At 34.3% G+C, this 12114-nt stretch carries 14 protein-coding genes and 1 riboswitch; of the genes, 10 read left to right on the top strand and 4 right to left on the bottom strand.

Annotated elements, in window-relative coordinates; translation table 11 throughout:
* Window positions 1–6: 6 nt before the first annotated feature.
* Window positions 7–225: a YdbC family protein gene (locus HFD15_RS04090; protein ID WP_058208271.1), complete on the top strand. Its 219-nt coding sequence runs from the start codon at window positions 7–9 to the stop codon at window positions 223–225.
* Window positions 226–251: 26 nt separating this feature from the next.
* Here the strand turns inward: HFD15_RS04090 and HFD15_RS04085 are convergent, their stop codons facing one another.
* From HFD15_RS04085 to thiT, 4 genes are all read right to left on the bottom strand, one after another.
* Window positions 252–608 carry a DUF3397 domain-containing protein gene (locus HFD15_RS04085; protein WP_015425786.1) on the bottom strand — a complete coding sequence of 119 codons (357 nt, stop codon included), beginning with the start codon at window positions 606–608 and terminating at the stop codon, window positions 252–254.
* 23 nt (window positions 609–631) lie between these two features.
* The gene (locus tag HFD15_RS04080; RefSeq protein WP_003131681.1) at window positions 632–1180 is read right to left on the bottom strand and encodes a biotin transporter BioY; all 549 of its coding nucleotides are present in this window, start codon (window positions 1178–1180) and stop codon (window positions 632–634) included.
* A 110-nt stretch (window positions 1181–1290) separates the two neighbouring features.
* Window positions 1291–1767, bottom strand: coding sequence for an aminoacyl-tRNA deacylase (locus HFD15_RS04075; RefSeq protein ID WP_167593311.1), 477 nt, complete (start codon window positions 1765–1767; stop codon window positions 1291–1293).
* 92 nt (window positions 1768–1859) lie between these two features.
* A complete protein-coding gene (gene thiT / locus HFD15_RS04070; RefSeq protein ID WP_021722388.1) occupies window positions 1860–2408 on the bottom strand; it encodes an energy-coupled thiamine transporter ThiT in 549 nt (182 codons plus the stop codon).
* Window positions 2409–2454: 46 nt separating this feature from the next.
* Window positions 2455–2554: riboswitch (TPP riboswitch) on the bottom strand.
* A gap of 581 nt (window positions 2555–3135) precedes the next feature.
* On the opposite strand from thiT, the gene HFD15_RS04065 reads away from it, so the two are divergent.
* The 9 genes from HFD15_RS04065 (at window position 3136) to HFD15_RS04025 (ending at window position 11977) form a co-directional block, all read left to right on the top strand.
* Window positions 3136–3996, top strand: a complete 861-nt coding sequence (locus HFD15_RS04065; RefSeq protein ID WP_010905280.1) for a MetQ/NlpA family ABC transporter substrate-binding protein — start codon at window positions 3136–3138, stop codon at window positions 3994–3996.
* Window positions 3997–4139: 143 nt separating this feature from the next.
* The gene (locus tag HFD15_RS04060) at window positions 4140–5000 is read left to right on the top strand and encodes a MetQ/NlpA family ABC transporter substrate-binding protein (RefSeq protein ID WP_058208273.1); all 861 of its coding nucleotides are present in this window, start codon (window positions 4140–4142) and stop codon (window positions 4998–5000) included.
* 116 nt (window positions 5001–5116) lie between these two features.
* Window positions 5117–5977 carry a MetQ/NlpA family ABC transporter substrate-binding protein gene (locus HFD15_RS04055; RefSeq protein ID WP_010905281.1) on the top strand — a complete coding sequence of 287 codons (861 nt, stop codon included), beginning with the start codon at window positions 5117–5119 and terminating at the stop codon, window positions 5975–5977.
* Between the two features lie 18 nt (window positions 5978–5995).
* Window positions 5996–6856, top strand: a complete 861-nt coding sequence (locus HFD15_RS04050; RefSeq protein WP_058208274.1) for a MetQ/NlpA family ABC transporter substrate-binding protein — start codon at window positions 5996–5998, stop codon at window positions 6854–6856.
* A 103-nt stretch (window positions 6857–6959) separates the two neighbouring features.
* Window positions 6960–8066, top strand: a complete 1107-nt coding sequence (locus HFD15_RS04045; protein ID WP_003131670.1) for a methionine ABC transporter ATP-binding protein — start codon at window positions 6960–6962, stop codon at window positions 8064–8066.
* Window positions 8066–8761 carry a methionine ABC transporter permease gene (locus tag HFD15_RS04040; RefSeq protein WP_003131669.1) on the top strand — a complete coding sequence of 232 codons (696 nt, stop codon included), beginning with the start codon at window positions 8066–8068 and terminating at the stop codon, window positions 8759–8761. Before HFD15_RS04045 ends, HFD15_RS04040 begins: the two co-directional genes overlap by 1 nt.
* A gap of 47 nt (window positions 8762–8808) precedes the next feature.
* The gene (locus HFD15_RS04035) at window positions 8809–9357 is read left to right on the top strand and encodes an ECF-type riboflavin transporter substrate-binding protein (protein WP_012897180.1); all 549 of its coding nucleotides are present in this window, start codon (window positions 8809–8811) and stop codon (window positions 9355–9357) included.
* Window positions 9358–9465: 108 nt separating this feature from the next.
* Window positions 9466–11163, top strand: coding sequence for an ABC transporter ATP-binding protein (locus HFD15_RS04030; protein ID WP_058208275.1), 1698 nt, complete (start codon window positions 9466–9468; stop codon window positions 11161–11163).
* Window positions 11156–11977, top strand: a complete 822-nt coding sequence (locus HFD15_RS04025) for an energy-coupling factor transporter transmembrane protein EcfT (protein WP_021722383.1) — start codon at window positions 11156–11158, stop codon at window positions 11975–11977. Before HFD15_RS04030 ends, HFD15_RS04025 begins: the two co-directional genes overlap by 8 nt.
* Window positions 11978–12114: the final 137 nt, after the last annotated feature.

Genomic DNA, 12114 nt, shown 5'->3' with positions numbered 1-12114 from the left:
AATAAGATGGCTAATAAATTAAAATTTGAAATCATTGAAGAATTGATTGTTCTCTCTGAAAATGCAAAAGGTTGGCGTAAAGAATTAAATCGTGTTTCTTGGAATGATGCTGAACCTAAATATGACATTCGTACTTGGTCACCTGACCATGAAAAAATGGGTAAAGGAATTACTTTATCTGAAGAAGAATTTGGCGTTCTCTTAAAAGAATTAGGAAATAAATAAAAGCCCTGAGATTTCAGGGCTTTTTTTTAATGGGTAAATGTTATCACAATAAGGATAAGATAAATAATCAAAGTAATAAAGAAGGTCAAGCGCCACCAGAGTTTTAAAAAGCGACGATAGGTAAATTGTTTATAATAAAGCAAATCAAGCAACAACAAAACAAGCGCTAAGCCAGAAATGATTAGCAGGTAGTATGGAATGATGCTGATACTTGTAACATTTTTAGAAAAAATTTGCATCCCTAAGATGAGAAAGATTGTAAAAACATCTGGAATTTTTAGTTTGCGATTGGTTAAGTGACGAAGTCTAAAAAACTTGAAAATGAAAACCAATGCAATAAAGACAATAAGGGGATAAAGCGCCATAAGTACTTTTATAAACATAGACTAATTGTATCGGTTTTGCCTTAGTTTGTAAAGTATTTATTTGTGTGAGAAAGTGCACGAATAAGTGCTAAGCCAAAGATAGTGACAAGGACAGCTTTAATAATTTCAACAATGACAAAGGGTGTGAATCCAAGCTTTAAGGCCAATGACCAGTCGACATTGGTAAAAAATTTGAGCCACAATGTTCCGATAACTAACATAAGCAGGTGTCCTACAATATTTATGATAAAAGCAGGGATGGTCTTATAATTAATTTGATGAAGGCCAAAAGAAATAAGGGTTCCCATTATTAAAAAGGCAATTAGAAAACCACCTGTTGGACCAAAAAGAACCGCAATTCCTGATGTCCCACCAGTGAATACGGGAATTCCAATAAATCCTAGCAGGAGATAGAGTAAGATAGCAAAAAAAGTTTCACGCGCTTTTAGTACTGTGGCAACAAGTCCTACGGCAAGTGTTTGTAAGGTGACGGGCACAATACCAATTGGGATAGACAGAGGAGAGAGAACCGCAATAATTGCTGCACCAAGAGCAATTAGGGTTAAAGAATATAATTTTGTATTTTGCATTAAGAATCCTTTGTTTTATGTATAAAATAAAATATACTAAAAAAGAAGAATTTTTGCAAACTCTTGTTTTAATAAACAAAAAATTACTGACAGAAATTCTGTCAGTAATTTTATTCTCTAATTTCGACAAATTGAGCATGAACAAAGTCAGCAAGGACTTTAGGAGCGATTTTTATGCTACGCCCAACTTCGCCAGCTGAACAAACGATAAAGCCGTGCTCTAAGGCAATAGAATCAATGAAAATCGGGAATTTTTTATTTTGCCAAATCCCCACAGGATTATTTGCACCGTGAATATAACCTGTCGTTTTTTGCAAGTCTTTTTGAGGAATCATGCTTACTTTTTTATTGCCCGAAACTTTGGCCAATTTTTTTTCTGACAAATGCTCTGTCAGTGGAAGAATACCAATGACAGGGCCAGTTTTATCGCCGATTAGTGCTAGGGTTTTATAAATATCACTGCGGCTGATATCCTCAGGGAGGCTATTACTTTCTAAAGCGTTAATAGCAAGTCCAGTATGCTCAATTTTTGCCTTATCAAGAATTTGTTCTACAAGTGTTTTCTTTAATTTTTGCTTTTTAGACATAGCTTTATTATAGAAGAATTTGTGCTGACTGACAAGATAAAATAATTTTACTGACAGATTTATTTTTTTGTAAAAGTTACTGACAGATTTTATTAGTAATTGCTATAAATGAAAAGTTTAGGGAATTTTTTGACGAAAATGATCAAAATGACAAATGCAGCAATAGCAGTCAAAATTGCACTGATTCCATTGACAGCAAGAGAATAAGCAACGGCTCCCCAGCCTTTCCAAGCGTATTGGCTCCAGAAAATGATTCCGGCAATAAAATGGAAGAAGTATTTAAGAAGAACAGCAACAAAAGTTCCCAAAAGAACTGGTGCAAGTTTTAGAGGGGCTGTTTTTTGGCGGAAAAGTCCAGCAATTCCAAGTGAAACAGGGGCGATGAGATATTCAAGAAAAGCTTGAGACAAGGTTAAAATATAAGCGTGTCCAGTAATCATTGACAGAATTCCCCAGATTAATCCACCGACAAGTCCAGCTGTTAGGCCGCGACGAAAACTGAGAATAAGAATTGGGATACAGGCGATTTCAACAATAATCCAGCCATAAACAGTATTTGGAATAAGGCTGATGATGAAGGCGAGTGCCGCCATGAAGGCAATTTCCGTTAATAAACGGACATTGAACTTAGAATTAGACATAAAAAAACTCCTTTTTGATGCGCACAAAAGGAGGGTTAGAAATTAGACATTTGTCTTAACACATTCCTACGCTGGCATTACCCAGATCAGGTCAGATGGTATTTCTCGCTACTGACAGTTTTGTCAATAGACCCATTGTGCAAATATTTATTTTTACTCATTAAGTTTAGCATATTTTAAGTTGAAAAGCATTTTTTTAAGATTGTTAATCTATTTTATAAATTAAACTTAAAAAATATTTAAGGCAACATAAAAAATCAATAATTCAAAAGAAACGAAAGTCTGTTAGAATAAGTCTATACACAAATTCGGACAAAATAAAAGCGGTCGAGTAAGTAATTGTGAAGGTCAGCACAGAGAGCTTGTAGCGGTGAGAGCAAGCCTGAGTGAAGCGATGAAAATGGCTTGATAAGCGTAGCAAGAGTGAGGTTTAACTAAGCTCTTGACGGAATGGTTCTCGTTATTGAACTTGAAAGTTGCCTTTGGGATCTGAAAATTTTCAGTGAACTAAAAAGTGCTTAAATCAAGAATGGTACCACGATATAGCTCGTTTCTTTATATGAAATGAGCTATTTTTATTTAGCATGAACGCTTTATCTTGAAGAATTTGTTTAGATTTAGAAAAATTAACAGGTGCACGGTTAATTTTTCTAATAGATGTAAAAGTTTATCAAAAGGGGAATAATTGATTTTGAAAAATAAATCAATTAGAAAAAAGGGAGAAGAAATGAATCCAAGAAACAGAAATATTTTAATTGTCGTTATTGTTGTTGTAATTGTTGCTATCGCTGCATTTTTCGGTTTTAATCATAAATCTGGTGAAAGTAAAACGGCAAATAAAACTGTGAATATTGGAATAATGACAGGAACAAAAGAAGATGATGCCATTTGGTCAACTGTTTCTAAAACAGCTAAAGATAAATATGGAATTACTTTAAAATTCACTCATTTTACAGATTATACACAACCAAATACAGCTTTGAAAAACGGCGATATTGATTTGAATGCCTTCCAACATTATGCTTTCTTGAATGCTTGGAATAAAGCTAATGACGGTGATTTGAAAGCAATTGGTAATACAACAATTTCACCAATTCGTCTTTATTCTAAAAAAATTACTTCATTGAGCCAAATTAAATCAGGAGATACAATTGCAGTACCTAATGACGCTTCAAATGAAAGTCGTGCACTTTATGTCTTGAAGAATGCTGGTTTGATTGGCCTTTCTGTATCAGGTGATACACTTGCGACAGTCAAAGATATTAATTCAAATCCAAAAAATTTGGTCATTAAAGAATTAGATGCGGCACAAACACCGCGTGCGCTTGATTCAATTACAGCGGCAGTAATTAATGACGATTTTGCAACAACAGCAAAATTAACGGTTGAAGAGTCTATTTATACTGAACCTGTAAACAAAGATAGCGAGCAATGGATTAATATTATCGTTGCAAATAAAAAAGATGCTAATAACAAAATTTATAAAGAAGTTGTGAAAGCCTACCAAACTGAAGCAACGAAAAAAGCAATTGAGAAAGCTTATCCTGATAAGAGAAAAATTGCTGCTTGGGGATTGAAACTCGACTAAGTAATTTCGTTAAAAAGTAACGGTTAGGTGAAAACTTTGGAAATTTCTACTTTAGAAATTTCTGCCTTAGGGCTAATAAATTTTACTGACAGAAGACTCAAACTGATTACGAACGGTTTGGTCAGTAGAAATTGGAGAAGATTATGAATCCTAGAAATCGTAATATAATTATTGGAATAATTGTTGTTGTTATTGTAGCTATTGCTGCATTTATCGGCTTTGGTCAAAAATCTCAAGCAAATAAAACGGTAAATAAAACAGTGAAAATTGGGATAATGACAGGAACAAAAGAAGATGACAGCATTTGGCAAACGGTAGCTAAAACTGCTAAAGATAAATATGGAATTACTTTGAAATTCACACACTTTACGGATTATACTCAGCCAAATACAGCATTGAAAAATGGCGATATTGACTTAAATGCCTTTCAACATTATGCTTTTTTAAAAGCATGGAATAAAGCAAATAATGGCAATTTAGTGGCGATTGGGGATACAGTGATTTCGCCAATCAGTGTTTACTCAAAACAACTCGAAAATATTTCAGATATCAAAGAGGGTGGAACCATTGCGGTACCAAATGATGCTTCTAACGAAAGTCGTGCCCTTTATGTCTTGAAGTCTGCGGGCTTGATTAAATTGGATGTTTCTGGTCAAACACTGGCGACGGTCAAAGATATCACATCAAATCCAAAAAATTTGGTCATTAAAGAACTTGATGCTTCACAAACTGCGCGTGCTTTAGATTCAGTCGATGCAGCAGTTATCAATAATAATTATGCCGTTACTGCTGGTTTAAAGAAATCTGATGCCATTTTTACAGAACCAGTTAATAAAGATAGCCAACAATGGATTAATATTATTGTTGCTAATAAAAAAGACGAAAACAACACTGTTTATAAAGATGTTGTCAAAGCTTATGAAACAGAAGCAACCAAAAAAACTATTGCTAAAGCTTATCCGGACAAGAGTACAATTCCTGCTTGGGGCTTGAAATTAAAATAATTGTTTTTAATACTCAAATAAGTCTCTCTTCATTGAGAGACTTATCGTTCAAAGAAGGTCTGGACACTTGTGAAATAGAATATTTTATAAGTATTCAGTAGAATTTGGGGAAAAATTTGAATCCGAAAAATAGAAATATTATTGTTGCACTTGCAGTGATTATCGTTGTTGCTTTGGTTGCTTTCTTTAGTTTAAATCATCAAGCAAGTAAAAAATCAACCGCTCAAAAAACAGTTAAGGTTGGAATCATGAGTGGGGACAAGCAAGACCAAGAGGTTTGGAAATCAGTAGCTAAAACCGCCAAAGAAAAATATGATTTAAAGCTAAAATTTGTTTATTTTTCTGATTATAATCAACCTAATGAAGCACTTCTTTCGGGAGATATTGATGTCAATGCCTTTCAATCTTATAATTATGTGAAAACTTGGAATAAAGCACATAAGAGTGATATTGTGGCAGTAGGAAATACTTATATTACACCAATGCACATTTATTCAAAAGAAGTCAGCAAATTGTCAGATTTAAAAGAAGGGTCAACCGTTGCAATACCAAACGATGCTTCAAATGAAAGTCGGGCATTGTTCGTGCTCCAAAGTGCAGGTTTGATTAAATTGACAACAAGTGATTCTAGCAAATTAGTTGGCTTACCAGATATCACAGAAAATCCGCATCAATTGAAATTCAAGGAAGTGGATGCAAGCCAAACACCGCGTGCGCTTGATTCTGTTGCTTTGTCAGTGGTTAACTATAATTATGCAACCGCAGCTAGCTTACCAAATTCTGAATCTGTCTATATGGAACCTCTCAACAAAACTTCTGCTCAGTATATTAACTTTATTGCTGCGACAAGTAAAGAAAAAAATAATAAAGTTTACAAAGAAGTTGCCAAGGCTTATGCTTCAAAAGCGACAGAAAAAGCAATCAAAGAACAATATCCAGATGGCGGAGAATTGCCAGCTTGGAACTTGAAACTTTGAAAATGAAAGGATTTATTTATGAATCCAAGAAATCGAAAAATTCTTTTTGGAAGTTTGCTTTTGCTGGTTATTATCGTTGGTTTAATCACTTTTACTTTAAGGCAAGGAAAAAGCAAATCTACTTCTGTCAGTAAAATCGTAAAAATAGGTTTGATGCCTGGTGGGAAACAAGAAGATGCCATTTGGAAACAAGTTCAAAAAAATGCAAAAGACCAATTTGGGATTACTTTAAAATTTGTCAATTTTACTGACGGAGATCAGCCCAATAAAGCTTTGGCTAACCATGAAGTGGACCTCAATGCCTTTCAACATTACGCTTACTTGAAATCATGGAATAAAGCTAATAATGGAAATATCGTATCAATTGGTGATACAATTATTACGCCGATTCATTTGTATTCGACAAAGTATAAAAATGTGACGGAAATTCCTGATAAAAGTACGATTGCTATCCCAAATGATGTTACCAATGAAAGCCGCGCCCTTTATGTTTTAAAAAATGCAGGACTCATTAAACTTGATACTTCTAGAGGAGCATTAGCAACGGTTAAAGATATCAGAGATAATCCTAAAGGCTTAATTATCAAAGAAATTGATGCAAGTCAAACCCCACGTGCGCTTGATTCTGTTGCTGCAGCAGTCATTAATTATATTTTTGCTATTTCAGCAAAAATTTCGGAGAAAGAATCAATTTATCAAGAACCTTTAAATGAAGATTCAGCTCAATGGATTAATTTTATTGCGGCAAATCAGTCTGATAAAAATAATAAAGTTTATAAAGAAGTGGTCAAAGCTTATGAGCAAAAAAATATCGCTGATACCATTAAAAAAGAATATCCAGATGGTGGAGAACTCCCCGCTTGGAATTTAAAATTGTAACTAAGAAAACTCGTCAGAGACGAGATTTTCTGTCAGTACTGACAAAAGAGAAAATAACTTTGTCAGTACTGACAGAGAATGAAAAAAGATAAAGGAAAACAATATGACAGCAATTATTGAATTAAATAATCTTTCTGTACAATTTCATCAGAAAGGACGATTAGTCACAGCAGTAAAAGATGCTACTTTACACATTGAAAAAGGGGATATTTATGGAGTAATTGGTTATTCTGGGGCTGGTAAATCAACTTTGGTCAGAACCATTAATCTCCTTCAAAAACCGACCAAAGGTCAAATTGTGATTAATGGTGAGAAGATTTTTGATAGTGAAAATCCTGTAAAATTTACTGGCGCGAAATTACGTGAGTTTCGTCAAAAGATTGGGATGATTTTTCAACATTTTAATCTTTTAAGTGAAAAAACCGTTTTTAATAACGTGGCTTTTGCTTTACAGCATAGCCAAATCGAAGATAAAAACGGGAAAAAACGTTATCTTACAAAAAAAGAAAAAACGGATAAAGTGACCGAATTATTAAAATTAGTTGATTTAGAAGAGCTTTCTGATAAGTATCCAGCTCAGCTTTCTGGGGGACAAAAACAAAGAGTTGCTATTGCGCGTGCACTTGCTAATGACCCTGAGATTTTGATTTCAGATGAAGGAACATCAGCACTTGATCCAAAAACAACCAATCAAATCTTAGATTTACTTAAATCTCTTCATGAAAAATTGGGAATCACAGTTGTTTTAATTACACATGAGATGCAAGTGGTTAAGGAAATTGCTAATAAAGTAGCTGTTATGCAAAATGGTGAAATCATTGAACAAAATTCATTAATTGATATTTTTGCACAACCTAAAGAAGCTTTAACAAAACAATTTATTGAAACAACAAGTTCGGTCAATCGTTTTATTGCCAGTCTTTCTAGAACAGAACTTCTGGCACAATTAGCAGATGACGAAGAATTAATTCACTTAGATTATTCAGGTTCAGAGCTTGAAGACCCTGTGGTTTCTGATATTACGAAAAAATTTGATGTAACAACCAACATTTTCTATGGTAATGTTGAGTTACTTCAAGGACAACCTTTTGGTTCATTAGTTTTGACCTTAAAAGGTTCAAGTGAACATCGGGCTGCCGCAAAGGCATATTTTGTTGAAAGACATTTAAAATTTGAAGTTTTAGGTAAAATTGAAAGGACGGTAGACTAATGGCAGAATGGTTTGCACATACATTTCCTAATGTGGTTTATTTAGGATGGACAGGTGAGACGGGTTGGTGGACAGCAATTGTTCAAACGCTTTATATGACATTTATTTCAGCACTTATTGGTGGTTTATTGGGATTGATATTTGGAATTGGTGTTGTGGTGACTGCTGAAGATGGGATTACACCTAATCGACCATTATTTTGGATTTTAGATAAAATTGTTTCTATCGGACGGGCTTTTCCCTTTATTATCTTATTAGCAGCAATTGCTCCCTTGACTAAAATTTTGGTGGGGACGCAGATTGGTGTTACTGCGGCTTTAGTTCCATTGGCTCTAGGAGTGGCTCCTTTTTATGCCAGACAAGTTCAAGCTTCGCTTGAGTCTGTTGACCATGGAAAAGTTGAAGCAGCTCAAACGGTGGGAGCTGATTTTCTCGATATTGTTTTCACGGTCTATCTTCGTGAAGAATTAGCTAGTTTAATTCGTGTTTCAACCGTTACTTTAATTTCCTTGATTGGTTTGACTGCAATGGCTGGTGCGATTGGAGCTGGTGGACTAGGAAATACGGCCATTTCTTATGGATATAATCGCTTTGCCAATGATGTGACTTGGTTTGCAACCATTTTAATCTTGATTTTTGTTTTATTGGTTCAGCTTGTTGGTGATTTCTTAGCTAGACGGGTTTCACATCGATAATTTATCAAATAATTTTAGATAAAAATATTTTATAAAAAGGAGAAACAATGAAAAATAACTCTGTAAAAATTGTTGTTGCCACTGGGATTGGGGCTGCTTTGTTTGTGATTATTGGTTGGCTAATTAATATTCCTACACCAATTCCAAATACTAGTATTCAATTGCAATATGCGGTCCTTGCCCTATTTTCAGCCTTATTTGGCCCTTTAGCTGGTTTCTTGATCGGATTTATTGGTCATGCCCTTAAAGATTCATTTCTCTATGGTGCGCCTTGGTGGACTTGGGTTTTAGGCTCAGGTTTAATGGGCTTATTTCTAGCTTTTGGAGTCAAAAGAGAAACTTTGACTCAAGGAATTTTTGGAAATAAAGAAATCATTCGTTTTAATATTGTTCAATTTTTAGCCAATGTCGTAGTTTGGGGAATTATTGCTCCAATTGGGGATGTTTTAGTTTATAGTGAACCGGCAAATAAGGTCTTCACACAAGGAATTGTTGCTGGTTTAGTAAATGCATTGACTATTGCCGTAGCAGGAACTTTACTACTCAAACTCTATGCTGCTACCAGAACCAAATCTGGCTCACTCGATAAAGAATAAAAAGCTCCAGATATGCTAAAATAAAAGCAGCAAATATTTGCTGCTTTTACGCTTGTATCGGTTTAATAAAGCACAAAAAATAAAGTATCTCTAAAAAGAAGGATAAAAATGGAAGCCTTAATTTCGTTCAAAGATTTTACATTTAAATATGATTTACAAAAAAATCCAACTTTAAAAAAGATTAATTTGGAAATATTTCCTGGGGAAAAAGTACTGATTGTCGGTCCTTCTGGTTCAGGTAAATCAACGATTGGTTCTTGTCTTAATGGGATTTTGCCTCATTTACATAAAGGAGAAGCAAGTGGTGAACTCTCAATTGCTGGTTTGCCCTTTGGGACTTCAATTGCTGAATTATCTGAAAAGGTGTCGACGATTTTGCAAGATACTGATGGCCAGTTTATTGGTTTGAGCGTTGCTGAGGATATTGCTTTTGCTTTGGAAAATGATGGTCTGATTCATGATGAACTGGTCAGTAAAGTGGCCTATTGGTCAGACAAAACAGAAACAAATAAACTCTTGAATCATCGCCCCCAAGATTTGTCGGGAGGACAAAAGCAGCGGGTTTCTTTAGCTGGTGTTTTGATTGATGAATCGCCAATTTTGCTTTTTGATGAACCTTTAGCCAATTTGGACCCGCAAACTTGCTTAGAAACAATGGCTTTGATTAAGGATATTCATGAAAATAATGAAGTCACTACGATTATCATCGAACACAGAATCGAAGAAGTTTTACCGCTTGGTATTGATAAAATTGTCGTGGTCAACGACGGCGAAATTGTTGCAATTGGAAGTCCTGCTGAATTATTAAAAACAGAAATTTTTAATGAAAATTCATTACGCGAGCCCCTCTATCTCTCAGCATTAAAAGCTGCAAATGCTACAAAATTACTGACAGATTTTTCTGACCTAAAAAGTTTGGAAGTCCTGTCAGCAAAAAAATTACTGACAGATTTTTTAGACACCTATAAATTTACTGACAAGGCTGTCAGCAAAAATAATATTCTGTCAGTAAAAAATTTATCAGTAAATTTTGCTCAACATGAAGTTCTAAAAGGTATTAATATAGAAGTTCAAGAAGGAGAAAAAATTTCAATTGTCGGGAAAAATGGAGTTGGTAAGTCAACCTTTGCCAATGCACTCTGTCATTTTGTTGAAGCGAGTGGCGAAATTTTATACCGAGGGCAATCGATTATTGCTGATTCTATTTCTGAACGTGCGAAAAAAATTGGCTATATTATGCAAAATCCAAATCTGATGATTTCGCAAAATATTGTCAGTGATGAGGTGGCAGCTGGTTTACGACTCCGTCATGTTGATGAAAAAATGATTCAAGATAAAGTTGAAGAAATTTTGAAAGTTTGTGGGCTTTATCCTTTTAGAAATTGGCCAATTTCTTCTTTGAGTTATGGTCAGAAAAAAAGAGTAACGATTGCTAGTATTTTAATACTAGAACCTGAAATTTTAGTCCTTGACGAGCCAACAGCTGCTCAGGATTTACAATCTTATCGGGAAATCATGGATTTTCTTGACGAACTTAACCGCCGTCTTCATTTAACAATGATTATGATTACGCACGATATGTATTTAATTACAGAATATAGTGACCGGACCCTTGTTTTTGCTGACGGGAAAATTATTGCTGACAGCAGTCCTTATCAAATTTTAGAAAATGAAGATTTTGTAAAAATGGGCAATTTAAGTCAACCAAGCCTTTATCAACTTGCCAGACAAACAGATACCAATCCCGTTTTACTGACAAAAGCTTTCATCAATTTTCAGAATCAGGAGAGATTAAAGCATGAATAATCAACTTAGTGTTCTAGGCTATCAAGCTGGAAATTCTTTTATTTACCAACTGAATGCAACAGCAAAACTCCTTTTCTTTCTATTAATTTCTATCAGCAGTATGGTGACTTATGACACGAGATATTTGGCTTTTGTTGCTTTATTTTCGGTAATTTTATTTTATTTTTCTAAAATTCCTTTTTCATCAGTAAAAAGGGTTGCCCAATTTGCAGCAATTTTTGCGATTTTAAATCTGCTTTTTGTATTTATTTTTGACCCTGGATATGGCGCGCGACTTTATGATTCAAAAACAATCCTTTGGGGACCTCTTACTTTAGAAGAACTTTTTTACCTTTTTAATCTCGTCTTGAAATATTTTTCAACCATTCCGCTCGCTTTACTCTTTATCTTAACTACTAATCCGAGCCAATTTGCCAGTAGTTTAAATAAAATTGGTCTGCCTTATCGTTCCTCATATTCGGTTTCCTTAGCGCTGCGCTATATTCCTGATATGCAAGAAAAATTTTTAGCAATCCGTAATGCTGGACAGGCCAGAGGAATGGATTTATCAAAAAAAGTAGGACTTTTTTCGCGAATAAAATTAAATGTTCAATTGTTACTCCCTTTAATTTTTTCCAGTTTAGAACAAATTGATACTATTTCCACAGCTATGGAGCTTAGACGATTTGGTAAAAAGAAGAAAAGAAGTTGGTATTCTTATCAACCTTTGAATGTTAAAGATTACTTGGTTATCTTGCTTGCGCTTTTAGGAGTGGTGATTGTTATTCTTCTCTTCTTTGTAAATCAGGGCCGATTTTTTAATCCATTTCATTAAGAAAAAAGCAGGTTTTCTGCTTTTTTCTTATCTTGCAAAAATGGGTGGAAAATGGCATAATAGGACTTGTAAAAAACTTTTGACAAGCCAATTGTTTGCAAAAGATAATAAAATTTGAATTAAATCTTAAAAAAGAA

The sequence above is a fragment of the Lactococcus sp. EKM203L genome, assembly GCF_011800585.1.
Classification (GTDB): Bacteria; Bacillota; Bacilli; order Lactobacillales; family Streptococcaceae; genus Lactococcus; species Lactococcus lactis.
This window is presented reverse-complemented; position numbering and strand designations above follow the sequence as displayed.

Bases quoted from the DNA above. Each gene is read 5' to 3' on its own strand.
- HFD15_RS04090 (WP_058208271.1), top strand. From the start codon at position 7: ATGGCTAATAAATTAAAATTTGAAATCATTGAAGAATTGATTGTTCTC.
- HFD15_RS04085 (WP_015425786.1), bottom strand. From the start codon at position 608: ATGTTTATAAAAGTACTTATGGCGCTTTATCCCCTTATTGTCTTTATT.
- HFD15_RS04080 (WP_003131681.1), bottom strand. From the start codon at position 1,180: ATGCAAAATACAAAATTATATTCTTTAACCCTAATTGCTCTTGGTGCA.
- HFD15_RS04075 (WP_167593311.1), bottom strand. From the start codon at position 1,767: ATGTCTAAAAAGCAAAAATTAAAGAAAACACTTGTAGAACAAATTCTT.
- thiT (WP_021722388.1), bottom strand. From the start codon at position 2,408: ATGTCTAATTCTAAGTTCAATGTCCGTTTATTAACGGAAATTGCCTTC.
- HFD15_RS04065 (WP_010905280.1), top strand. From the start codon at position 3,136: ATGAATCCAAGAAACAGAAATATTTTAATTGTCGTTATTGTTGTTGTA.
- HFD15_RS04060 (WP_058208273.1), top strand. From the start codon at position 4,140: ATGAATCCTAGAAATCGTAATATAATTATTGGAATAATTGTTGTTGTT.
- HFD15_RS04050 (WP_058208274.1), top strand. From the start codon at position 5,996: ATGAATCCAAGAAATCGAAAAATTCTTTTTGGAAGTTTGCTTTTGCTG.
- HFD15_RS04045 (WP_003131670.1), top strand. From the start codon at position 6,960: ATGACAGCAATTATTGAATTAAATAATCTTTCTGTACAATTTCATCAG.
- HFD15_RS04040 (WP_003131669.1), top strand. From the start codon at position 8,066: ATGGCAGAATGGTTTGCACATACATTTCCTAATGTGGTTTATTTAGGA.
- HFD15_RS04035 (WP_012897180.1), top strand. From the start codon at position 8,809: ATGAAAAATAACTCTGTAAAAATTGTTGTTGCCACTGGGATTGGGGCT.
- HFD15_RS04030 (WP_058208275.1), top strand. From the start codon at position 9,466: ATGGAAGCCTTAATTTCGTTCAAAGATTTTACATTTAAATATGATTTA.
- HFD15_RS04025 (WP_021722383.1), top strand. From the start codon at position 11,156: ATGAATAATCAACTTAGTGTTCTAGGCTATCAAGCTGGAAATTCTTTT.